At 60.6% G+C, this 22,233-nt stretch carries 20 protein-coding genes; 9 read left to right on the forward strand and 11 right to left on the reverse strand.

Annotated elements, in window-relative coordinates; translation table 11 throughout:
* Positions 1-41: 41 nt before the first annotated feature.
* The gene (gene olsB / locus QYH43_RS13020; protein WP_095058705.1) at positions 42-797 is read left to right on the forward strand and encodes an L-ornithine N(alpha)-acyltransferase; all 756 of its coding nucleotides are present in this window, start codon (positions 42-44) and stop codon (positions 795-797) included.
* Positions 797-1,588 (forward strand): 1-acyl-sn-glycerol-3-phosphate acyltransferase, encoded by a 792-nt coding sequence (locus QYH43_RS13025; RefSeq protein ID WP_301157154.1) that lies wholly within the window; start codon positions 797-799, stop codon positions 1,586-1,588. The genes olsB and QYH43_RS13025 overlap by 1 nt, the downstream gene beginning before the upstream one ends.
* A 106-nt stretch (positions 1,589-1,694) precedes the next feature.
* Here QYH43_RS13025 and QYH43_RS13030 read toward each other — a convergent pair whose 3' ends face one another.
* Entirely contained in the window at positions 1,695-2,273 is a 579-nt protein-coding gene (locus QYH43_RS13030; protein WP_095058707.1) for an ACP phosphodiesterase, read from the reverse strand.
* Between the two features lie 171 nt (positions 2,274-2,444).
* Between QYH43_RS13030 and QYH43_RS13035 the strand changes: the two genes are divergently transcribed.
* The 3 genes from QYH43_RS13035 to QYH43_RS13045 all read left to right on the forward strand — a co-directional run bounded on the left by QYH43_RS13035 (position 2,445) and on the right by QYH43_RS13045 (position 5,086).
* Positions 2,445-2,747: a helix-turn-helix transcriptional regulator gene (locus QYH43_RS13035; protein ID WP_095058708.1), complete on the forward strand. Its 303-nt coding sequence runs from the start codon at positions 2,445-2,447 to the stop codon at positions 2,745-2,747.
* Between the two features lie 92 nt (positions 2,748-2,839).
* Positions 2,840-4,006: an MFS transporter gene (locus QYH43_RS13040; RefSeq protein WP_301157155.1), complete on the forward strand. Its 1,167-nt coding sequence runs from the start codon at positions 2,840-2,842 to the stop codon at positions 4,004-4,006.
* Between the two features lie 30 nt (positions 4,007-4,036).
* Positions 4,037-5,086 (forward strand): alkene reductase, encoded by a 1,050-nt coding sequence (locus QYH43_RS13045; RefSeq protein ID WP_301157156.1) that lies wholly within the window; start codon positions 4,037-4,039, stop codon positions 5,084-5,086.
* Between the two features lie 262 nt (positions 5,087-5,348).
* Here QYH43_RS13045 and emhR read toward each other — a convergent pair whose 3' ends face one another.
* Positions 5,349-5,981 (reverse strand): efflux system transcriptional repressor EmhR, encoded by a 633-nt coding sequence (gene emhR, locus QYH43_RS13050; protein WP_095058711.1) that lies wholly within the window; start codon positions 5,979-5,981, stop codon positions 5,349-5,351.
* A 265-nt stretch (positions 5,982-6,246) separates the two neighbouring features.
* On the opposite strand from emhR, the gene QYH43_RS13055 reads away from it, so the two are divergent.
* The 4 genes from QYH43_RS13055 (at position 6,247) to QYH43_RS13070 (ending at position 13,715) form a co-directional block, all read left to right on the forward strand.
* Positions 6,247-7,404, forward strand: coding sequence for an efflux RND transporter periplasmic adaptor subunit (locus QYH43_RS13055; RefSeq protein ID WP_095058712.1), 1,158 nt, complete (start codon positions 6,247-6,249; stop codon positions 7,402-7,404).
* Positions 7,405-7,407: 3 nt separating this feature from the next.
* Positions 7,408-10,569 carry an efflux RND transporter permease subunit EmhB gene (emhB, locus tag QYH43_RS13060; protein ID WP_095058713.1) on the forward strand — a complete coding sequence of 1,054 codons (3,162 nt, stop codon included), beginning with the start codon at positions 7,408-7,410 and terminating at the stop codon, positions 10,567-10,569.
* On the forward strand, positions 10,569-12,029 hold the full coding sequence (gene emhC / locus QYH43_RS13065) for an efflux RND transporter outer membrane subunit EmhC (RefSeq protein ID WP_095058714.1): 1,461 nt from the start codon (positions 10,569-10,571) through the stop codon (positions 12,027-12,029). The genes emhB and emhC overlap by 1 nt, the downstream gene beginning before the upstream one ends.
* 426 nt (positions 12,030-12,455) lie before the next feature.
* Positions 12,456-13,715, forward strand: a complete 1,260-nt coding sequence (locus QYH43_RS13070) for an OprD family porin (RefSeq protein WP_301157157.1) — start codon at positions 12,456-12,458, stop codon at positions 13,713-13,715.
* Between the two features lie 116 nt (positions 13,716-13,831).
* Here the strand turns inward: QYH43_RS13070 and pcaC are convergent, their stop codons facing one another.
* From pcaC to QYH43_RS13115, 9 genes are all read right to left on the reverse strand, one after another.
* Positions 13,832-14,224, reverse strand: a complete 393-nt coding sequence (gene pcaC, locus QYH43_RS13075; protein ID WP_007976697.1) for a 4-carboxymuconolactone decarboxylase — start codon at positions 14,222-14,224, stop codon at positions 13,832-13,834.
* 11 nt (positions 14,225-14,235) lie between these two features.
* On the reverse strand, positions 14,236-15,039 hold the full coding sequence (gene pcaD / locus QYH43_RS13080; RefSeq protein WP_301157158.1) for a 3-oxoadipate enol-lactonase: 804 nt from the start codon (positions 15,037-15,039) through the stop codon (positions 14,236-14,238).
* Between the two features lie 11 nt (positions 15,040-15,050).
* Positions 15,051-16,415 carry a 3-carboxy-cis,cis-muconate cycloisomerase gene (locus tag QYH43_RS13085; RefSeq protein ID WP_095058718.1) on the reverse strand — a complete coding sequence of 455 codons (1,365 nt, stop codon included), beginning with the start codon at positions 16,413-16,415 and terminating at the stop codon, positions 15,051-15,053.
* 45 nt (positions 16,416-16,460) lie between these two features.
* Positions 16,461-17,765 (reverse strand): MFS family transporter, encoded by a 1,305-nt coding sequence (locus tag QYH43_RS13090; protein WP_095058719.1) that lies wholly within the window; start codon positions 17,763-17,765, stop codon positions 16,461-16,463.
* 242 nt (positions 17,766-18,007) lie between these two features.
* The gene (gene pcaG, locus QYH43_RS13095; protein ID WP_095058720.1) at positions 18,008-18,574 is read right to left on the reverse strand and encodes a protocatechuate 3,4-dioxygenase subunit alpha; all 567 of its coding nucleotides are present in this window, start codon (positions 18,572-18,574) and stop codon (positions 18,008-18,010) included.
* A 1-nt stretch (position 18,575) separates the two neighbouring features.
* Positions 18,576-19,280 (reverse strand): protocatechuate 3,4-dioxygenase subunit beta, encoded by a 705-nt coding sequence (gene pcaH, locus QYH43_RS13100; protein WP_095058721.1) that lies wholly within the window; start codon positions 19,278-19,280, stop codon positions 18,576-18,578.
* Between the two features lie 37 nt (positions 19,281-19,317).
* Positions 19,318-20,523, reverse strand: coding sequence for a 3-oxoadipyl-CoA thiolase (gene pcaF, locus QYH43_RS13105; RefSeq protein ID WP_174245503.1), 1,206 nt, complete (start codon positions 20,521-20,523; stop codon positions 19,318-19,320).
* The gene (locus tag QYH43_RS13110) at positions 20,520-21,299 is read right to left on the reverse strand and encodes a CoA-transferase subunit beta (protein ID WP_095058722.1); all 780 of its coding nucleotides are present in this window, start codon (positions 21,297-21,299) and stop codon (positions 20,520-20,522) included. The genes pcaF and QYH43_RS13110 overlap by 4 nt, the downstream gene beginning before the upstream one ends.
* Positions 21,299-22,156, reverse strand: a complete 858-nt coding sequence (locus QYH43_RS13115) for a CoA transferase subunit A (RefSeq protein WP_008054173.1) — start codon at positions 22,154-22,156, stop codon at positions 21,299-21,301. Before QYH43_RS13115 ends, QYH43_RS13110 begins: the two co-directional genes overlap by 1 nt.
* Positions 22,157-22,233 lie beyond the last annotated feature (77 nt).

Below are 22,233 nucleotides of genomic sequence, written 5' to 3' on the forward strand. Positions count from 1 at the left end.
GTAGCCCAAAGACGGGTGAGCAGCCCGAATGGAGATTCGCCATGACTCAGATCGCCCGCATCAGCGACACCGGCACCGAACGCCGCCTGCAAGCCGAACGCCTGGTGGGCGCCGAGGCTTTGCAAGAAGCCCAGGCCTTGCGATTCAACGTGTTCAGCGGCGAATTCAACGCCAAGCTCAAAGGCGCGGAGCGGGGTCTGGACATGGATGACTACGACGTTCACTGCGCCCACATCGGTGTGCGTGACCTCAACACCGGACGTCTGGTGGCGACCACCCGTTTGCTCGACCATACCGCCGCCAGCAGCCTGGGTAAATTCTACAGCGAAGAAGAATTCAGCCTGCACGGCCTGGTCCACCTGCAAGGCCCGATCCTGGAAATCGGCCGCACCTGCGTCGATCCGGCCTACCGCAACGGCGGCACCATCGCCGTGCTCTGGGGCGAGCTGGCCGAGGTCCTGAACCAGGGCGGCTACAGCTATTTGATGGGCTGCGCGAGCATTCCGATGCAGGACGGCGGCATTCAGGCCCACGCGATCATGCAGCGTCTGCGCGAGCGCTACCTGTGCACCGAACACCTGCGGGCGGAGCCGAAAAAACCGTTGCCGAGCCTCGACATTCCTTCGAACGTGATTGCCGAAATGCCACCGCTGCTCAAGGCCTACATGCGCCTGGGCGCGAAGATTTGCGGCGAGCCGTGCTGGGATGAAGATTTCCAGGTCGCCGACGTGTTCATCCTGCTCAAGCGCGACGAACTTTGCCCGCGCTATGCCAAACACTTCAAGGCGGCTGTGTGATGAGCCGGCTGCGCATTTACGCGCGAATCGCACGAGTATTGCTGGTAGTGGCGCTAGGCCTGGGCATGGCCAGTGTGTTCGGGTTGTTCGAGCGCCTGGGCATGGCCCATTCGATGGAACGTCGCCAACACTGGTCGCGATTTTTCATGGCACGCCTGAGCAATGCCCTGCCCTTTGACGTGACGGTTCAGGGTGAACTGCCAAAGACACCGATGCTGTGGGTGAGCAATCACGTGTCCTGGACCGACATCCCGCTGCTGGGCATGCTCACGCCCATGTCGTTCCTGTCCAAGGCCGAAGTGCGCACCTGGCCGGTGGCCGGTTGGTTGGCGGCCAAGGCTGGCAGCCTGTTCATCCGTCGCGGTTCGGGCGACAGCCAGTTGATCCGCAAACAGATGACCCGTCATCTGGAAACGGCGCATCCGCTGCTGATGTTTCCGGAAGGCACCACCACCGATGGCCGTTCACTGCGCACCTTCCACGGTCGCTTGTTGTCCGCGGCCATCGATTCCGAAGTGGCGATGCAACCGGTGGCGATTCGTTATGTGCGCAACGGCGAGCTCGATGCGCTGGCGCCGTTCATTGGTGACGATGATTTGCTGTCGCACCTGATGCGTCTGTTTGCCAATGATCGTGGCGGCGTGGAGATTCATCTGCTCAAGCCGATTGCCTGCGAAGGCCGGGAACGCGCGGCACTCGCGTTCGAGGCGCAGCAGGCGGTGCAGAAGGCGTTGTTTGGTGCTGTTGTTGAATCGCAACGAGCTCCCCTGCGCCCCGCGATTGCCGCGTAAACACATTCCCCTGTAGGAACGAGCCTGCTCGCGATAGCGGATTTACATTCAACGATGATGCTGAATGACAAATCGAAATCGCGAGCAGGCTCGCTCCTACAGAGGTTCAGCGTGCTGGGTGGCTCTGCGCAAAATTCTGAAGCTGCGGATAGAACAACCGGAAGTCCTCGCTCAACGGCTCGTACAACCGCCGCAACTCCGGCATCGCCGCCGCCAACTCTTCCGGCCGGGTCAACCGCCGCGAAATCCCGCGCAACACCTGCTCCAGCACTTCGAACTCCCGGTAAGAACCCAACCAGTCATCAGCCACCATATAAGGCGCGATGCGAGCCAGGCGCTCCGGGAGTTGCGGTTCAGTGGACAACACTCGGTAAACGTCCGAGGTGAACAACGCCAGCGGCCGCTCGGCATACAGCGTCCAGTCCCGCGCCAGGCAATGATCGAAAAACACGTCGAGGACGATCCCGGCATACCGCCGGCGCGTCAGGGAAAACCGTGACAACGCCGTATCCACCAGTGGATGGCGGTCAGTGAACACGTCGATGCTGCGATGCAACTGGATGGCCGCTTCGATCTCTGGATCGTACTGCCCTTGCAGCCTGCCTTTGACGAAATCGCCATACAGGCTGCCGAGCCATTGACCGGGACGCTGGCCACCGAGGTGAAGATGTGCGAGATAGTTCATGGGCGCAGCTTAGCACCGCGCCCTTGCCTTGTTACACTCAACGTATCGTTATAACTCGATATACCGATTTTCTCAGTCATAAGAGCAAAATCATATTGGCATATCGCGAAATACCGATTTAAAGTTCGCCTCATCGCGATATAGCGTTTTACTGATCACGAGCCCACTGCCATGAACCTAGACCTCGACGAAATAATAAAAGCCCTGGCGCACCCGGTACGGCGAGAAATCCTGCACTGGCTCAAAGACCCGACCGTCGAATTTCCCGACCAGTCCCACAGTAACGAGCACGGCGTTTGCGCAGGGCAGATCGATCAACGTTGCGGCTTGTCGCAATCCACGGTGTCCGCACACCTGGCGACCCTGCAACGCGCCGGCCTGATCAGCAGCCGCAAAGTCGGCCAGTGGCATTTTTTCAAGCGCAACGAGGAAACCATTCAGGAGTTCCTCCGCATCTTCAGCAACGAGCTCTGACCCTGTGGGGGCGTTCTCAATTGGTTTTCACACAGCCCCGGGAAAGCCAATTGAGAACGCCCCCCACGTCAGCCAGCCATAAGGAATTAGACATGCCCCTCTCGCTACTCATATTGGCCTTGAGCGCCTTTGCCATCGGCACCACCGAGTTCGTCATCATGGGCTTGCTGCCCAACGTGGCGGCCGACCTCGGTGTGTCGATCCCCGGCGCCGGCTGGCTGGTGACCGGTTACGCCCTGGGCGTGGCCATCGGCGCGCCATTCATGGCGCTGGCCACCGCCAAGCTGCCGCGCAAGGCCGCCCTGGTGGCGTTGATGGGCATCTTCATTATCGGCAACCTGCTCTGCGCAGTGGCTGGCGACTACAACGTGTTGATGTTCGCCCGTGTGGTCACCGCCCTGTGCCATGGCGCCTTCTTTGGTATCGGTTCAGTGGTGGCAGCGGGCCTGGTGCCTGCGAACAAACGTGCTTCGGCCGTGGCATTGATGTTCACCGGCCTGACCCTGGCCAACGTCCTCGGCGTACCGCTGGGCACCGCGCTCGGCCAGGAAGCCGGGTGGCGCTCGACCTTCTGGGCGGTGACCGTGATCGGCGTGATCGCACTGATCGGCCTGATCCGCTTCCTGCCGGCCAAGCGCGATGAAGAGAAGCTCGACATGCGCGCCGAACTGTCCGCGCTGAAAGGTGCCGGGATCTGGCTGTCGTTGAGCATGACCGCGCTGTTCGCCGCCTCGGTGTTCACGCTGTTCACTTACGTCGCACCGCTGTTGGGTGAAGTCACCGGCGTCTCGCCCCGCGGCGCGACCTGGAGCCTGATGTTGATCGGCCTGGGCTTGACGGTCGGCAACATCATCGGCGGCAAGATGGCCGACAAAGGCCTGGCGGCAACGCTGATCGGTGTCTTCATCGCCATGGCCGTGATTTCCACCGTCCTGACCTGGACCAGCGTCGCGCTGATCCCGACCGAAATCACCCTGTTCCTCTGGGCCACCGCGTGTTTCGCCGCCGTGCCGGCCTTGCAGGTGAACGTGGTGACCTTTGGCAAAGCCGCTCCGAACCTGGTGTCGACCCTGAACATTGGCGCTTTCAACGTCGGTAACGCCTTGGGTGCCTGGGTCGGCGGCAGTGTGATTGCCCACGGTTTCGGCCTGACCAGCGTACCGCTTGCTGCAGCTGTATTGGCGGTTCTCGCCCTGCTGGTGACCCTGATTACGTTTCGTAAGAGCGGCAATCCCGATCTGGCACCTGCTACCAACTGATCATCCATTACCTCACGAGGGTTGCATTAAATGACGACTATTTTCGATCCGATCAAACTGGGCGACCTCGAGTTGGCCAACCGCATCATCATGGCCCCGCTGACCCGCTGCCGCGCAGACGAAGGTCGCGTGCCCAACGCGCTGATGGCCGAGTACTACGTGCAACGCGCTTCCGCTGGCCTGATTCTCAGCGAAGCCACGTCGGTCACGCCGATGGGCGTCGGCTACCCGGACACCCCGGGTATCTGGTCCAACGACCAGGTGCGTGGCTGGTCCAACGTGACCAAAGCCATCCACGGCGCCGGTGGCAAGATTTTCCTGCAACTGTGGCACGTGGGCCGGGTTTCGCATCCGTCGTATCTGAATGGCGAAGCTCCGGTTGCACCAAGCGCCATCCAGCCAAAAGGCCACGTCAGCCTGGTGCGTCCGCTGGCGGACTACCCTACCCCACGCGCACTGGAAACCGCTGAAATCGCCGACATCGTCGACGCTTATCGTGTGGGTGCTGAAAATGCCAAGGCAGCGGGATTTGATGGCGTGGAGATCCACGGCGCCAACGGATACCTGCTTGACCAGTTCCTGCAAAGCAGCACCAACCAGCGCACCGACCATTACGGCGGTTCCCTGGAAAACCGTGCACGCCTGCTGCTGGAAGTGACCGACGCAGCGATCGAAGTCTGGGGAGCCGGCCGCGTGGGCGTGCATTTGGCTCCACGTGCCGACTCCCATGACATGGGCGACGACAACCTGGCTGAAACGTTCACCTACGTTGCTCGTGAACTCGGCAAGCGTGGCATCGCCTTCATTTGCTCACGCGAAAAAGAAGGCGCCGACAGCCTCGGCCCACAATTGAAAGAAGCTTTCGGCGGCCCGTACATTGCCAACGAACGCTTCACCAAGGACAGCGCCAACGAATGGCTGGCCAGTGGCAAGGCCGATGCCGTCGCGTTCGGCGTGCCGTTCATTGCCAACCCGGATCTGCCGGCGCGCTTGAAGGCTGATGCGCCGCTCAACGAAGTGCGTCCTGAACTGTTCTATGCCAAGGGCCCGGTTGGTTATATCGACTACCCGACGCTGTAATCAGTCATCCTGGAAATGCAAAAGCCCCGACTCGAAAGAGCCGGGGCTTTTTGTTATCTGAAAACAATATTGTGGTTTTGACACCGCGAAAAGGACTTGCTCACAGTCTCGACACAAAACTCCTACAAATTACTGAGCTCGCAACCTGTCAACGGGCCGAGTGTAAGTATATAAAAGCAGCCCATTGTCGAAGGGCACGTGAAGAACCGTTCATTTACGGTCTCGACGGTTGACACACATGACGTCGATTTCGCATTTTGCTTCATTTACGCAGGCTGGGGCTCAAGCGCAGCATGTCCAGCCCCGTATCGGCCCAACGCTCGGCTTCGGTGTGCAGTTCAAAGCTGTCGGGGGCCAGCAACCACTGGTACAGGATGCCGTCGATGTAGGCATGCAGGCTGATGGCCGCACGGACAGTGTCGAGGTTTTCCGGCAGTTGCCCGCGGTTGACTGCATTACTCAGGGCCACGCCGATACGCACGTTGCAGTCGAGGCTGGCTGCCACACGCTGTTGACGCAGGTCGCACATTTCATCGGTGAATTCGCACTTATGAAACAGAATTTCGTTGATGCGCCGGGTTTTCGGGTCCAGCGCAACTTGATGAAACAAATGAACCAACAACTTGCGCATGCAACCCAGGGGATCGAGTTCATCTTCGCTCTCGCTGGCCTTGGCCATTTCTTCCAGCGGCTCATGCAGTGTGTCGAGCATGGCCTGCACCAGATCCGCCTTGTTGCTGAAATGCCAGTAAATGGCCCCGCGCGTCACGCCCGCGAGGGTCGCGATGTCCGCCAGCGTGGTGCGCGCCACGCCCCGCTCGAAAAAGGCCTTCTCCGCCGCCACGAGAATCTGGGCACGGGTTTCCTGAGCTTCTTCTTTGGTGCGACGGACCATGGCAGTACAACCTCAATCAGGGTGCTTCAGCGATGTCTGAATATCAGCTGAATAAAAGTGGGGCGAACGTTCTTGGGTATCGTCCCCGGCCTACAATTCGAACCTGCGAACGGCTTCTGTAACGGTATGAGTACACAGTCTAGGTATTTACAAACAGCCATGTACGTAAGTATATTCCTTAGCAAGCTACTTATCCACTCGGCACACATTTTTAAACCTTCCACCTTTCTTGTGCGCACCTTGCGCGCCTGACCCGAGGATTTTCATGCAATTCAAGCCAGCTGTTACCGCTCTGGTCGCCGCCGTCGCCCTGGCATCGCTACTCAGCGGATGCAAAAAGGAAGAGGCAGCACCAGCCGCACCGCCCCCTCAGGTCGGCGTCGTAACCCTGCAACCGCAACTTTTCACCCTGACGTCTGATCTTCCGGGACGCACCAGTGCATTCCGCATGGCCGAGGTTCGCCCTCAGGTCAACGGCATCATTCTGAAGCGCCTGTTCAAGGAAGGCAGCGACGTCAAGGCCGGCCAGCAGCTGTATCAGATCGATCCGTCGGTCTATGACGCAACACTGAAAAGCGCTGAAGCCAACCTGCGTTCGACCAAGTCGGTCTCCGACCGCTACAAGCAATTGGTCGATGAGCAAGCCGTCAGCCGTCAGGAATACGACACCGCCGTGGCCAACCGCCTGCAATCGGAAGCCGCCCTGCAAACCGCCCAGATCAACGTGCGCTACACCAAGGTCTACGCACCGCTGACCGGCCGCATCGGTCGTTCTTCGGTGACTGAAGGCGCGCTGGTCAGCAATGCCCAGGTCGATGCGATGGCAGTCATTCAGCAGCTCGACCCGATCTACGTCGACGTGACGCAGTCCTCGGTCGAGATGCTGCAACTGCGTCGCGAACTGGAAAGCGGTCGCCTGCAGAAGGCCGGTGCCAACGCGGCGACGGTCAAGCTGACCCTTGAAGACGGCAGCCAGTACAAGCTGGACGGCAAGCTGGAGTTCTCCGAAGTCTCGGTTGACCAGACCACCGGTTCCGTCACCCTGCGCGCCGTGTTCCCGAACCCTGAGCACACCCTGCTGCCAGGCATGTTCGTACACGCCAAATTGCAGGCCGGTGTAAACAGCGCCGCAATCCTGGCCCCGCAGCAAGGCGTGACACGCGACCTCAAGGGCACGCCGACCGCTTTGGTCGTGGGTCCGGATAACAAGGTTGAACTGCGTCAGCTCAAGGCCAACCGCACCGTCGGCAACCAATGGCTGATCGAAGATGGCCTGAAGGCTGGCGATCGCCTGATCACCGAAGGTCTGCAATTCGTCAAACCGGGCATCGAAGTCAACGCTCGGGAAGCGACCAACGTAGCCGCAAAGAACCCGGTCCCCGCACAGGCAGCTGACAAGGCTTCCAGCGGCAAAGGGGAGTAAACCATGTCGAAATTTTTTATCGACCGTCCGATTTTCGCCTGGGTAATTGCCCTGGTGATCATGCTGGTCGGGGCACTATCGATCCTCAGACTGCCGATCAACCAATACCCGAGCATTGCGCCTCCGGCCATTGCGATCTCCGTGTCCTACCCGGGTGCTTCGGCACAAACGGTTCAGGACACCGTGGTCCAGGTGATCGAGCAACAGCTCAACGGTATCGACAACCTGCGTTATGTCTCGTCGGAAAGTAACTCCGACGGCACCATGACCATTACCGCGACCTTCGAGCAAGGCACCAACTCCGACACCGCACAGGTTCAGGTGCAGAACAAACTGAACCTGGCCACCCCGCTGCTGCCGCAAGAAGTGCAGCAACAGGGTATCCGGGTGACCAAGGCAGTGAAGAACTTCCTGCTGGTGATCGGCGTGGTGTCGCGTGACGGCAGCATGACCAAGGACGACCTGTCCAACTACATCGTGTCCAACATGCAGGACCCGATCTCGCGGACCGCCGGCGTTGGTGACTTCCAGGTGTTCGGCTCCCAGTACGCCATGCGTATCTGGCTCGACCCGGCCAAGTTGAACAACTTCAACCTGACCCCGATCGACGTCAAGAACGCCATCGCCGCACAGAACGTGCAGGTGTCCTCCGGCCAGCTCGGCGGTTTGCCTGCTCTGCCCGGCACACAGCTGAACGCGACAATCATCGGCAAGACCCGTCTGCAGACCGCCGAGCAATTCGACAAGATCCTGCTCAAGGTCAACAAGGACGGTTCGCAAGTTCGTTTGAAAGATGTCGCCGAAGTCGGCCTGGGTGGTGAAAACTACAGCATCAACGCCCAGTTCAACGGCGCTCCGGCATCCGGCCTGGCGGTGAAACTGGCCACCGGCGCCAACGCCCTCGACACCGCAAAAGCCCTGCGCACGACCATCGACAGCCTCAAGCCGTTCTTCCCGGAAGGGATGGAAGTGGTGTTCCCGTACGACACCACTCCGGTGGTGACCGAGTCGATCAAAGGCGTGGTTAATACCTTGGTCGAAGCGGTTGCGCTGGTGTTCCTGGTGATGTTCCTGTTCCTGCAGAACTTCCGCGCCACCATCATCACCACGATGACCGTGCCGGTGGTATTGCTCGGTACGTTCGGCATCCTCGCGGCCGCCGGTTTCAGCATCAACACCCTGACCATGTTCGGTATGGTCCTGGCCATTGGCTTGCTGGTGGACGACGCCATCGTCGTGGTGGAAAACGTCGAACGGGTAATGAGCGAAGAAGGCCTGTCACCCAAGGAGGCCACCAAGAAATCCATGGGGCAGATCCAGGGTGCCCTGGTCGGTATCGCCCTGGTGCTGTCGGCGGTTCTGCTGCCAATGGCGTTCTTCAGCGGCTCTACCGGTGTGATCTACAAGCAGTTCTCGATCACCATCGTCTCGGCCATGGCCCTGTCGGTACTGGTTGCACTGATCTTCACCCCGGCGCTCTGCGCCACCATGCTCAAGCCGATTGCGAAAGGCGATCACGGCACCCCGAAACGCGGCTTCTTCGGCTGGTTCAACCGCAACTTCGATCGCGGTGTCAGAAGCTACGAGCGCGGCGTGGGCAGCATGCTCAAGCACAAAGCACCGTACCTGCTGGCGTACCTGTTGATTGTCGTCGGCATGATCTGGCTGTTCACCCGCATTCCAACCGCGTTCCTGCCGGAAGAAGACCAGGGCGTACTGTTTGCCCAGGTGCAAACACCTGCCGGTTCGACGGCGCAGCGTACCCAAGTGGTCGTGGACGAAATGCGCGAATTCCTGCTGCGTCCGGGCAAGGACGGCGGTGAAGGCGATGCAGTGAACTCGGTGTTCACCGTGACCGGCTTCAACTTCGCCGGCCGTGGCCAGAGCTCGGGCATGGCATTCATCATGCTTCGCCCGTGGGACGAACGTAACGCTGACAACAACGTGTTCAAGGTTGCGGCCCGTGCCCAGCAGCACTTCTTCACGTTCCGTGACGCCATGGTGTTCGCCTTCGCGCCACCCGCGGTACTCGAGTTGGGTAACGCCACCGGTTTCGACGTGTTCCTTCAGGACCGCGCCGGTATCGGTCACGACAAGTTGATGGAAGCGCGCAACCAGTTCCTCGGCATGGCGGCACAAAGCAAGATCCTGTCCCAGGTCCGTCCGAACGGCCTGAACGACGAACCGCAATTCCAGCTGGAAATCGATGACGAGAAGGCCAGCGCCCTGGGCGTGACCATCGCCGACATCAACAACACCTTGTCGATTGCCCTGGGTAGTAGCTACGTCAACGATTTCATCGACCGCGGTCGTGTGAAGAAGGTTTACGTGCAAGGTCAGCCCGGCGCTCGCATGAGCCCTGAAGATCTGCAGAAGTGGTACGTGCGCAACAGCGCCGGAACCATGGTGCCGTTCACGGCGTTCGCCAAGGGTGAGTGGATCTACGGTTCGCCGAAACTGGCCCGTTACAACGGTGTGGAAGCGATGGAAATCCTCGGCTCCCCGGCGCCGGGTTATTCCACCGGTGAAGCCATGGCCGAAGTCGAAGCCATCGCCAAGAAACTGCCGGCCGGTGTCGGTATTTCCTGGACCGGTCTGTCATACGAAGAACGTCTGTCCGGTTCGCAAGCGCCAGCGTTGTATGCCCTGTCGCTGCTGATGGTGTTCCTGTGCCTCGCGGCATTGTATGAAAGCTGGTCGATTCCGATCGCGGTGATGTTGGTGGTACCGCTAGGGATCATCGGTGCGCTCATGGCTACCAGCCTGCGCGGCTTGTCCAACGACGTGTACTTCCAGGTGGGCTTGTTGACGACCATCGGGCTGGCGGCGAAAAACGCCATTCTGATTGTCGAATTTGCCAAGGAGCTGCACGAACAGGGCCGCAGTTTGCATGATGCGGCGATCGAAGCCTGCCGGATGCGTCTGCGGCCGATCATCATGACCTCGCTGGCGTTCGTCCTCGGGGTGGTTCCGCTGGCGATCTCCTCGGGCGCAGGTTCGGGTAGCCAGCACGCAATCGGTACCGGTGTGATTGGCGGTATGATCACGGCAACCGTGCTGGCGATTTACTGGGTCCCACTGTTCTTCGTCACTGTGTCTGCCATGGGTCAGCGTAAAAACGTCGACCAGCAAGACGCTACTGAAACTCCTAAAGAGGCTGGCTAATGAGCAAGTCGCTACTTTCCCTGGCAGTTGCCGCCTTCGTGCTCAGTGGCTGCTCGTTGATACCTGATTATCAGCAGCCGGACGCTCCGGTGGCGGGCCAATACCCTGAAGGGCCGGCGTATTCGTCGGCCCAGGCACCGGCTCAGGCCGCTGCCGAACAGGGCTGGAAGCAGTTTTTCCATGACCCGGCGTTGCAACAGTTGATTCAGGTTGCCCTGGAAAACAACCGTGACCTGCGTGTCGCGGCCCTGAACATCGACGCCTTTGCGGCTCAATACCGCATCTCGCGCGCCGACCTGTTCCCGGCGATTTCGGCCAACGGCACCGGCAATCGTCAGCGGTTACCGGCCGACGCGTCGCAGACCGGTGAGTCCAGCATCACCAGTTCCTACTCGGCAACCGTGGGTGTCAGTGCCTACGAACTCGACCTGTTTGGTCGCGTTCGCAGCCTGAACGAAGAAGCACTGCAAAAGTACTTCGCCACTGAAGAAGGCCGCCGCAGCACGCAAATCAGCCTGGTGGCCAGCGTGGCCAATGCCTACCTGACCTGGCAGGCCGACAAGGAACTGCTGAAGCTGACCCAGGACACTCTTGCCGCGTTTGAGGAAAGCTACAAGCTCACCGCCCGCAGCAACGAAGTCGGTGTCGCCTCGGCCCTGGACCTGGCGCAGTCGCGCACCTCGGTGGAAAACGCCCGTGCACAACTGGCCAAGTACACCCGTCAGGTCGCGCAGGACGAGAACAGCCTGGTGCTGCTGCTCGGTACCGGCGTCCCGGCGAACCTGCAAGCAGCCAAACCGCTGAACGACGACCTGCTGAGCGAAGTACCGCCGGGCTTGCCATCGGATCTGCTGCAACGTCGCCCGGACATCCTCCAGGCCGAGCACAACCTGAAGGCCGCCAACGCCAACATCGGCGCGGCACGGGCTGCGTTCTTCCCGAGCATCAGCCTGACGGCCAATGCGGGCACCTTGAGCCCGGACCTGTCCGGTCTGTTCAACGGTGGTTCGGGTACCTGGCTGTTCCAGCCGCAGATCAACCTGCCGATCTTCAACGCCGGCAGCCTGCGTGCCAGCCTGGATTACTCGAAAATCCAGAAAGACATCGGCGTGGCGACCTACGAGAAGTCCATTCAAACGGCCTTCCAGGAAGTCGCCGACGGCCTGGCCGCCCGCCAGACCTACGTCCAGCAGTTGCAGGCGCAGAAAGATTTCGTCAGCGCCAACCAGGACTACTACCGTCTGGCCGAGCGTCGTTACCGCATCGGTGTCGACAGCAACCTGACCTTCCTCGATGCCCAGCGTCAGCTGTTCAGTGCGCAACAAGTGCTGATCACCGACCGTCTGGCGCAGCTGGTCAGCCAGGTCAACCTGTACAAGGCACTGGGTGGTGGCTGGAACGAGCAAACGGCGAAGAACGAGCCGTTGAAAAAAGAAGCACCGGAGTTGAAGTTGTTCTGATAGCGCTGTGAAAACACGAAGCCCACCGATTGGTGGGCTTTTTGTTGGCCGTCTGAAAATCTGTGTTGTTCGTTATGACCCCATCGCCAGCAGGCTAGCTCCCACAGGTGACCGAGTTCCTCCCGAAGAAATGCGGTCGAATGTGGGAGCGAGCTGCTCGCGATAGGGCCGGCCAATACACCACAAAACTCTGCTCAATGTTTCGTTCGATAATCGCCCAAAACCAATTTTAGATTATTGAACCATCCAGTACATTTCCCACACCATCCGAACCACAAAACCAAAAACAACAGGTTCGACACCATGCCCCCGCGCCCCGCCCTCTCCGGCTGATCCGCTTCGCTTGTCCTGACCGAATGTTCGTCTGCAACCCCAAGTTGCGGCATCACCCCGTTTCATCCCCAAGAATTAGAGAGACCCACGCCCATGACGCCTTTTCCTGCGCAGTATTTCGTTCCCGGCCTGATCGCCATTGCCGTGGCCAGCGCTGCCCTGCCCGCTCACGCCGAGGAGTCGGGCTTTGTCGAAGGAGCCAAGGTCAACCTGAACCTGCGTAACTTCTACCTCAACCGCAACTTCACCAACCCGACCAAGGCTCAGGGCAAGGCTGAAGAGTGGACGCAAAGTTTCATCCTCGACGCCAAGTCCGGTTTCACCCATGGCATCGTCGGGTTCGGCGTGGATGTGCTGGGGTTGTATTCGGTAAAGCTCGATGGCGGTAAAGGCACAGGCGGTACGCAATTGCTGCCGCTGGACAGCGACGGCCGCCCGGCGGATAACTTCGGGCGCACCAACGTCGCATTCAAGGCCAAGCTGTCGCAGACTGAAGCGAAGGTCGGCGAATGGATGCCGGTGCTGCCGATCCTGCGTTCGGACGACGGTCGCTCGCTGCCGCAAACCTTCCGTGGCGGCCAGATCACCTCGAAGGAAATCAATGGCCTGACGCTCTACGGCGGCCAGTTCCGGCAGAACAGCCCGCGCGACGACAGCAGCATGGGCGACATGTCGATGACCGGAAAAGCCGCGTTCACCTCCGACCGTTTCAACTTCCAGGGCGGCGAGTACGTGTTCAACGACAAACGCACCCAGATCGGTCTGTGGAACGCCGAACTCAAAGACATCTACAGCCAGCAATACGTCAATCTGATCCACAGCCAACCGCTGGGCGACTGGACCCTGGGCGCCAACCTCGGCTACTTCTACGGCAAGGAAGACGGCAGCGCCCGGGCCGGCGACCTGGACAACAAGACCTGGTCCGCAATGCTCTCGGCCAAATACGGCGGCAACACCTTTTATGTCGGCCTGCAAAAACTCACGGGCGACAACGCCTGGATGCGGGTCAACGGCACCAGCGGCGGGACGTTGGCCAACGACAGCTACAACTCCAGCTATGACAATGCCCAGGAGAAATCCTGGCAAGTGCGTCACGACTACAACTTCGCCACCCTCGGCGTTCCGGGCCTGACGCTGATGAACCGCTACATCAGCGGCGACAACGTGCACACCGGTACGATTACTGATGGCAAGGAATGGGGACGTGAATCGGAACTGGGCTACACCGTGCAGAGCGGTGCGCTGAAGGACTTGAACGTGAAGTGGCGCAACTCGACCATGCGCCGGGATTACAGCAACAACGAGTTCGATGAAAACCGCGTGATCGTCAGCTATCCGATCAGCTTGCTTTAACTACCAGCACTGCCATTTCTGTAGGAGCTGGCTTGCCAGCGAAGTCGGCCTCAGCAGCGACGCACAATTCCAGGGCCTCTTCGCCGGCAAGCCGGCTCCTACAGGGATCAGATCACTTACTCCCGCGATTCAACTCCCAACTCATCCCACACCGATTCCGCCAGGTGGAACGTCGCATTGGCAGCCGGAATGCCGCAGTAGATCGCGCTCTGCATGATCACTTCCTTGATCTCGCCACGGCTGACGCCGTTGTTGGCGGCGGCGCGCAGGTGCAGTTTGAGTTCGCCCTCGCGGTTCATGCCGATCAGCATGGCGATGGTGATCAGGCTGCGGGTATGGCGCGGCAGGCCCGGGCGGGTCCAGATATCACCCCAGGCGTGGCGGGTGATCATTTCCTGAAACTCCGAGTTGAACTCGGTCAGGGTGGTCAGGCTGCGGTCGACGTGGGCATCGCCCAGCACCGCGCGACGGACTTTCATCCCCTCGTCGTAACGTTGTTTTTCGTCCACGAAAAAATCCCTCACTGAGCCGACAGAAACGTCAGCACGCGCTCGCTGAAAGCGTCGCCTGCCTGGACGTTGGACAAGTGCGCGGCATGGAACTCGGCGTACTCGGCGCCTGGCACATGCTCCTGAATGAAGTGCCCGCCAGACGGCGGCGTCACCGCATCCTGAGCGCCGGCAATCACCAGCAGTGGTGCTTTGATCAAGGACAACTGATCACGGAAATCAGCGTCACGCACCGCTGCACAGTTGGCCGCGTAACCTTCTGGCGACGTGGCCGCGAGCATGTCAGTGATCTGCTTGGCCGCCGCCGGATTGGCTTCGGAAAAGTCCGGGGTGAACCAGCGGGCAATCGACGCATCGCGCAGGGCAATCATGGCCGCCTGACCATCGCGCAGCACCATCTCGATGCGCGGGTCCCAGATCGATGGATCGCCGATTTTCGCTGCGGTGTTGCACACGATCAGTTTGTTCAGGCGCTCGCCGGCATTGATGCCCAGCCACTGGCCGATCAACCCGCCCATGGACAGACCGCAGAAATGCGCGCGCTCGATGTGCAAGGCATCCAGCAAGGCGAGCACGTCGTGCCCCAGTTGCTCAATGCTGTACGGCCCCGGTGTCACCAAGGACTGGCCGTGACCGCGCGTGTCGAAGCGCAACACGCGAAAATGCTTGGTGAGCGCCGGGATTTGCGCGTCCCACATGTGCAGGTCGGTGCCTAGCGAGTTGGACAGCACCAACACCGGTGCATCGACCGGTCCGTCGTGCGGCCCTTGAATCTGGTAGTGCAGTTCGCCCTCGGCGAGTTGTACGAAAGCCACAGCAATCTCCTTCAGGCAGTCAATGCAGAATGTTCAGCCACAGCTCGCTCGACCCAGGTTTTGGCCTGGCCGAGGTAGTGGGCGGGGTCCAGCAGATGATCGAGTTCGGCGGCCGACAACTCGGCCGTCACTTGCGGCTCGTCGCCGAGCACCGCACGCAGATGACGCTGTTCGGCCACGGCACGTTTGCAGCATTGTTCCAGCAGATGATGCGCGGTATCGCGCCCCACCCGTTGCGCGAGGACGATGCTCACCGCTTCGGCGAGTACCAGGCCCTGGGTCAAATCGAGGTTGCGGGTCATGCGTGCAGCGTCCACTTCCAGCCCCTGCGCGATCAACAGTGCTTGTTGCAGACTGCCGGACACCAGGCAGCAAATCTCCGGCAGGGTTTCCCATTCGGCATGCCACAGGCCGAGACTGCGCTCGTGTTCCTGAGGCATGGCGCTGAACAGGGTCGAGAGCAAACCGGGAACACGGGTCGCCGCGCCGATCAGCACCGCCGCGCCCACCGGGTTGCGTTTGTGCGGCATGGTCGAAGAGCCGCCCTTGCCCGGCGCCGAAGGTTCGAACACTTCGGCGGCTTCGGTTTGCATCAACAGGCTGATGTCGCGGCCCATTTTGCCGAGGCTGCCGGCGATCAGGCCAAGTACCGCGCCGAATTCCACCACGCGATCGCGCTGGGTGTGCCACGGCTGGTCGGGCAAGGTCAGTTGCAGTTCTTCGGATAGCGCCTGGGCAATTGGCATCGCTTGCTCGCCAAGTGCCGCGAGGGTTCCGGAAGCACCGCCGAATTGCAGCACCAGCAGACGCGGTTTGAGTTCGGCCAAACGTTGGCGGCTGCGTGTCACGGCGCCCAGCCAACCGGCGATTTTCATGCCGAGGGTGACCGGTGTCGCATGCTGCAACCAGGTGCGCCCCGCCAGCGGAGTGGCGGCATATCGCTGGGCCTGAGTCGCAAGGGATTGGCCCAGGTCCGCGAGATCTTTTTCAATCAATTCCAACGCTCGGCGCAATTGCAGCACCAGGCCGCTGTCCATCACGTCCTGGCTGGTCGCACCCAGATGCACGTATCGCTCAGCCTCGGCATTTTGCGCGGCGATCTGTTTGCCCAGTGCCTTGACCAACGGAATCGCCGAGTTCCCCGCCGTGGCAATCGCCTCGGCGAGGGTGGCAAAGTCGTAATGCCCGGCGCTGCACGCCGCCTCAATCGGCGCGACCGCACTCACCGGAATCAAGCCAACCCGCGCTTCAGCACGGGCCAGTGCCGCTTCGAAATCGAGCATGGCCTGGACCCGGCCCTGATCGCAGAACACTTCACGCATATCACGCGCCGTGAAATAGGCATCGAACAATTGATTGCCCGGTCGCTGGTTCATAAACAGTTCCTGAAGGCGCGGGCCTTGGCGACCCGCGCGTGAAGATCAAAGATCGTGGTGCAGATACTTCGCCTGTTTCGGCAAACGCAGGCTGAACAGGAAGGCGATCGCCATCATCACCGTCACGTACCAATAAAAGGAGTTTTCCATCCCAACGGCCTTGAGGCTCAGAGCCACGTATTCCGCCGAGCCACCGAAGATCGCATTCGCCACCGCATACGCCAGGCCAACGCCCAGTGCGCGCACTTGCGGGGGGAACATCTCGGCTTTCACCAGACCGCTGATCGAGGTGTAAAAACTCACGATCGCCAGCGCCAGGGTAATCAGCACAAAAGCCATGAACGGGCTGCTGACGCTTTTGAGGCTAAGCAGGATCGGCACGGTGCACAAGGTACCCAGCGCGCCGAACCAGAGCATCGAATTACGTCGGCCAATCTTGTCCGCGAGCATGCCGAAGATCGGCTGCATGCACATATAAAGAAACAGCGCGCCAGTCATGATGTAACTGGCCGTCTTGGCGTGCATGCCGGCGGTGTTCACCAGGTACTTCTGCATGTACGTGGTGAAGGTGTAGAAAATCAGCGAGCCACCGGCGGTGTAACCGAGCACGGTGATGAACGCGGCTTTGTGGTCGCGGAACAGTGCCTTGATACTGCCGGCGTCCTTGTTTTCGCGCATTTCCTTGCTGGTGGTTTCTTTCAGCGAACGACGCAGGAACAGCGAAATCAGCGCCGCCACTGCACCGACCACGAACGGAATCCGCCAGCCGTAGGCACGCAGGTCTTCTTCAGTGAGGATTTGTTGCAGGACCACCACCAGCGACACCGCCAGCAATTGCCCGCCAATCAATGTCACGTACTGGAACGACGCGTAGAACCCGCGCTGGCCCTTGAGTGCCACTTCGCTCATGTAGGTCGCGGTGGTGCCGTACTCGCCGCCCACCGACAAGCCTTGCAGCAAACGCGCGAACAGCAACAGGATCGGCGCCCAGACACCGATGTCCTTGTACGTTGGCAGGCAGGCGATCAGCAATGAGCCGAAGCACATCATCAGAATCGAGATCAGCATCGAGTTCTTGCGCCCGTGCTTGTCCGCGACACGGCCGAAAATCCAGCCGCCAATCGGCCGCATCAGGAACCCGGCGGCAAACACGCCAGCGGTGTTGACCAACTGCACCGTGGGGTTGTCGGACGGGAAAAACGCAGGCGCGAAGTAGATTGCGCAGAAGGCGTAGACGTAGAAGTCGAACCATTCGACGAGGTTGCCGGACGAGGCACCGACAATGGCGAAGATCCGCTTGCTACGCTCTTCGCCGGTATAAAGAGCTGTAGGCGCTGTGGGTGTTGTCATCGTTTTTTCACTCAATGGGGACGGTGAGAGTCTAGACACACTTTGCAACAGTCCCGTTCCGCAGATGCATCAGCAATTCGAATCCCTGTGGCGAGGGGGCTTGCCCCCGTTGGGTTGCGAAGCGACCCCAAAACCGGCCAATGCGGTCTGTCTGATGGATCGTGCAGCCTATTTTGACGACTGCTTCGCAGCCGAACGGGGGCAAGCCCCCTCGCCACAAAAGCGCTTATGGCCATGCCGGATCAATAATCGAAGAACACCGTCTCGGCATCGGTGCCCTGCAGAATCACATTCCACTGGTAAACACCTGATGCATCCTGCTTCGCCATCAGCGTGCTGCGGCGTTCGGCCGGTACGCATTCGAGCAGCGGATCGTCGACGTTGGCCGGTTCGCCATCAAAGTAGATCCGCGTCAGCAGGTGCTTCACCAAACCACGGGCGAACACCAGCACCACCAGGTGCGGGGCCTGGGTCGTGCCTTTCAGGCCTTCGACGGTACCCGGTTTGATCGTGGTGAAACGGAAACGCCCTTCGGCATCCACCGGCACCCGACCAAAGCCTTCAAAGTTCGGGTCCAGGGGTTTGTCCTGGTCGTCTTCCGGGTGGTCGTACTTGCCGGCCGCGTTGGCCTGCCAGACTTCCAGCATGGCGTCGTTGACGACGTCGCCGTTGCCATCGACCACTTGCCCGGTGATCGCCACGCGTTCGCCCAGGGTTTGCTCGACAGCCAGATTTTCACGATTCAGCCAGGTCAGGCCGATGTGGTAGTACGGCCCGACGGTGTGGGACGTGGTCGCATTCAGCGTCATCTTATTTCTCCATCGGCGTGGCGTCGCGGCCGCGCAAAACGATGTCCCAGCGATAACCGAGGGCATAGGAAGGGATGGTTTTTTCCAGATCGAACGTGGCGATCAAACGCTCTTTGGCGCGGGTATCCGGCACACAGTTGTAGATCGGGTCGTAGGCCAGCAGCGGATCGCCCGGGAAGTACATTTGGGTGACCAGACGCGTGAGGATACTCGGCCCGAACAGCGAAAAATGGATGTGCGCCGGGCGCCAGGCATTGTGGTGGTTGCCCCACGGATAGGCGCCAGGCTTGATGGTCTGGAACTGATACCAGCCATCGGCGTCGGTCACGGTGCGGCCAGTGCCGGTGAAGTTCGGGTCCAGCGGCGCGTCGTGCAAATCACGGGCATGGGCGTAGCGACCGGCGGCGTTGGCCTGCCAGATCTCCACCAGAATCCCCGGCACCGGCAGACCGTTTTCGTCCAGCACGCGGCCGTGGATGATGATGCGCTCACCCTGAGGTTCCGCGTCATGCTGGGCGGTCAGGTCGTTGTCCTTCTCGTTGATGCGTTCGGCACCTACGGTCGGACCGGTAATTTCCGACAACGAATGCGGCAGGAACACCAACGGCTTGGACGGCGAGCGCAGGTTGGTGGATTGGTAGGTCGGATGCAGATAAGGCGGCTGGGTGCCTTCCTGCGGGCGACGGTAACCAGGCTTGTCAGTCATTACACTTTCCTCAATTCTTATAAGTCGACGGCGCGTGTCAGACGCGCTCGATCGCCAGTGCCAGACCTTGGCCAACGCCGACGCACATAGTCGCCAGACCTTTCTTGCCGCCGGTTTTTTCCAGCTGATGCAAAGCGGTCAACACCAACCGCGCGCCACTCATGCCCAACGGATGCCCCAAGGCAATGGCGCCGCCGTTCGGGTTGACCTGCGCCGCATCATCCGCGATCCCCAGTTCACGCAACACTGCCAAACCCTGGCTGGCGAAGGCTTCGTTGAGTTCGATCACGTCGAAATCGCTGACCGCCACGCCGAGGCGCTCGATCAGTTTACGCACTGCCGGTACCGGACCGATGCCCATTACACGCGGGGCAACACCGGCGCTGGCCATGCCCAGCACTTTGGCACGGGCCGTCAGGCCGTGTTTCTTCACCGCTTCGGCCGAGGCCAGGATCAACGCGGCAGCACCGTCGTTCACGCCCGAGGCATTGCCGGCCGTGACGGTTTTGTCGGGGCCGTTGACCGGTTTCAGTTTGGTCAGGGCTTCGAGCGTGGTGTCGGCGCGAGGATGTTCGTCCTGGCTGACCACGGTTTCACCCTTCTTGTGGGCAATGCGCACTTCGACGATTTCTTCGGCGAAAAAGCCTGCGGCTTGCGCGGCGGCGGTGCGTTGCTGACTGCGTAGGGCGAACGCGTCCTGATCGGCGCGAGATACCTTGTAGTCATCCGCAACGTTGTCAGCAGTCTGCGGCATCGCGTCCACACCGTACTGGGCTTTCATCAACGGGTTGATAAAGCGCCAGCCGATGGTGGTGTCTTCCAGTTTCATGTTGCGCGAAAACGCCGCGTCGGCCTTGCCCATCACGAACGGCGCACGGGACATCGACTCGACGCCACCGGCAATCGCCAGCTCCATCTCGCCACTGGCGATAGCGCGGAACGCGGTGCCGATGGCATCCATGCCCGAAGCGCAGAGGCGGTTGAGGGTCACACCCGGAATGGTTTCCGGCAGGCCGGCCAGCAGCAGCGCCATGCGCGCCACGTTGCGATTGTCTTCACCAGCCTGGTTGGCGCAGCCGAGGAACACCTCGTCCACGGCGTTCCAGTCCACCGACGGATTGCGTTCCATCAAGGCCTTGATCGGCACGGCGGCCAGGTCGTCGGCGCGAACCGTCGACAAGCCGCCGCCGAAACGGCCGATGGGAGTGCGGATCGCGTCGCAGATATAAACGTCACGCATCACGCTTCTCCGGGAGCTTGGCCGTGGGCGGCCGCGGTACGGGCTTCGAGATCGCGCAGCGCGGTCAGCTCGACTTCAGTCGGCTCGGCGGTGTGTTCAATCGTGTCGGCAAAGCGAATCGCCCAACCGGTGGCCGCTACCACTTGTTCGCGGGTCACGCCCGGGTGCAGTGCGGTGACCACGAACTCGTGGGTACCCTCCTCCGGTTCCATGATGCACAGGTCGGTAATGATGCCGACCGGACCGGCGCCTGGCAGGCCGAGACGCTTGCGCGAATCGCCGCCCTCACCATGGCCGACCGAGGTAATGAAGTCGAGCTTGTCGACAAACGAACGCGCCGACTGCTTGAGGATGATCAGCACGCTCTTGGCGGAACCGGCGATCTCCGGCGCGCCACCGGCACCTGGCAGGCGCACTTTCGGCGAGTGGTAATCACCGACCACGGTGGTGTTGATGTTGCCGAAACGGTCGACCTGCGCCGCGCCGAGGAAGCCGACGTCAATGCGACCGCCCTGCAACCAATAGCGAAAAATCTCACCGGTCGGTACGACGGTGTCAGCGGTTTCCGCCAGTTCACCGTCACCGATCGACAGTGGCAATACGCTCGGCTTGGCCCCAATCGGACCCGATTCGTAGATCAAGACGACATCAGGCGAGGAAGTCAGGCGCGCCAGGTTGGCCGCTTTCGACGGCAGGCCGATACCGACGAAGCACACCGAACCGTTCTTCAAGCGACGGGCAGCGGCGACGGTCATCATTTCATTGGTGGTGTAAGTCATTACTTCGCCTCCGAAGCGGCGGCCAGTTTGGCCTGGAACTCGCTGAAGTCAGCGCTGCCATGGATGTACTCGTTGATCCACGCGGTAAAGGTTTCACGGTCGCGGGCAATCGGGTCCCAGGCTTGATAGAAGCGGTTGTCGCGCTCGTTGTAACCGTGGGCGTAAGAAGGATGCGCACCGCCAGGTACGTGGCAAACCGCGCTCAAGGCCCAAGTCGGCAAGACACAGGAGTTCATCGGTGCATTGAGGTCGTCGACGATTTCTTCAACGGTGACGATGCAGCGCTTGGCCGCCAGTGCGGCTTCTTTTTGCACGCCGAGGATGCCCCAGAGCAGCACGTTGCCCTTGCGGTCGGCTTTCTGCGCGTGAATCACGGTGATGTCCGGACGCACAGAAGGCACGGCGGCCAACACTTCACCGGTGAACGGGCAGGTCACGGATTTGATCAGCGGGTTGACCTTCGGCAGGTCAGAACCGGCGTAGGCACGCAGCACTGCGAATGGCAGGCCGGAAGCACCGGCGACGTAGGCATTGGCCAGGTCGGCGTGGCTGTGTTCTTCGATTTCCAGCGCGTGGGGCCACTGCTTCTCGACGGCGTCACGCAGACGGTGCAGCGAACCAACACCCGGGTTACCGCCCCAGGAGAAAATCAGCTTGCGAGCACAACCGGCACCGATCAACTGGTCGTAGATCAGGTCAGGGGTCATCCGCACCAGCGTCAGGTCTTTCTTGCCCTGGCGAATGATTTCGTGACCCGCCGCCGTAGGGATCAAGTGAGTGAAGCCTTCGAGCGCAACGGTATCGCCGTCGTTTACGAATTGCTTCACCGCGTCGTGCAGCGAAAGGATTTCAGCCATTGGGGCAGGCTCCCGTTTATTGTTAACCGACAGTGGAAGAAGGCGCCGATGCGCAGCGCCGGAATGACTGAAGATTA

This window comes from Pseudomonas sp. C32, assembly GCF_030417915.1.
GTDB lineage: Bacteria > Pseudomonadota > Gammaproteobacteria > Pseudomonadales > Pseudomonadaceae > Aquipseudomonas.

What these genes read in the sequence shown, in the direction of transcription:
- olsB (WP_095058705.1), top strand. Translation starts at nt 42, where the DNA reads ATGACTCAGATCGCCCGCATCAGCGACACCGGCACCGAACGCCGCCTG.
- QYH43_RS13025 (WP_301157154.1), top strand. Translation starts at nt 797, where the DNA reads ATGAGCCGGCTGCGCATTTACGCGCGAATCGCACGAGTATTGCTGGTA.
- QYH43_RS13030 (WP_095058707.1), bottom strand. Translation starts at nt 2,273, where the DNA reads ATGAACTATCTCGCACATCTTCACCTCGGTGGCCAGCGTCCCGGTCAA.
- QYH43_RS13035 (WP_095058708.1), top strand. Translation starts at nt 2,445, where the DNA reads ATGAACCTAGACCTCGACGAAATAATAAAAGCCCTGGCGCACCCGGTA.
- QYH43_RS13040 (WP_301157155.1), top strand. Translation starts at nt 2,840, where the DNA reads ATGCCCCTCTCGCTACTCATATTGGCCTTGAGCGCCTTTGCCATCGGC.
- QYH43_RS13045 (WP_301157156.1), top strand. Translation starts at nt 4,037, where the DNA reads ATGACGACTATTTTCGATCCGATCAAACTGGGCGACCTCGAGTTGGCC.
- emhR (WP_095058711.1), bottom strand. Translation starts at nt 5,981, where the DNA reads ATGGTCCGTCGCACCAAAGAAGAAGCTCAGGAAACCCGTGCCCAGATT.
- QYH43_RS13055 (WP_095058712.1), top strand. Translation starts at nt 6,247, where the DNA reads ATGCAATTCAAGCCAGCTGTTACCGCTCTGGTCGCCGCCGTCGCCCTG.
- emhB (WP_095058713.1), top strand. Translation starts at nt 7,408, where the DNA reads ATGTCGAAATTTTTTATCGACCGTCCGATTTTCGCCTGGGTAATTGCC.
- emhC (WP_095058714.1), top strand. Translation starts at nt 10,569, where the DNA reads ATGAGCAAGTCGCTACTTTCCCTGGCAGTTGCCGCCTTCGTGCTCAGT.
- QYH43_RS13070 (WP_301157157.1), top strand. Translation starts at nt 12,456, where the DNA reads ATGACGCCTTTTCCTGCGCAGTATTTCGTTCCCGGCCTGATCGCCATT.
- QYH43_RS13085 (WP_095058718.1), bottom strand. Translation starts at nt 16,415, where the DNA reads ATGAACCAGCGACCGGGCAATCAATTGTTCGATGCCTATTTCACGGCG.
- QYH43_RS13090 (WP_095058719.1), bottom strand. Translation starts at nt 17,765, where the DNA reads ATGACAACACCCACAGCGCCTACAGCTCTTTATACCGGCGAAGAGCGT.
- pcaG (WP_095058720.1), bottom strand. Translation starts at nt 18,574, where the DNA reads ATGACGCTGAATGCGACCACGTCCCACACCGTCGGGCCGTACTACCAC.
- pcaH (WP_095058721.1), bottom strand. Translation starts at nt 19,280, where the DNA reads ATGACTGACAAGCCTGGTTACCGTCGCCCGCAGGAAGGCACCCAGCCG.
- QYH43_RS13110 (WP_095058722.1), bottom strand. Translation starts at nt 21,299, where the DNA reads ATGACTTACACCACCAATGAAATGATGACCGTCGCCGCTGCCCGTCGC.
- QYH43_RS13115 (WP_008054173.1), bottom strand. Translation starts at nt 22,156, where the DNA reads ATGGCTGAAATCCTTTCGCTGCACGACGCGGTGAAGCAATTCGTAAAC.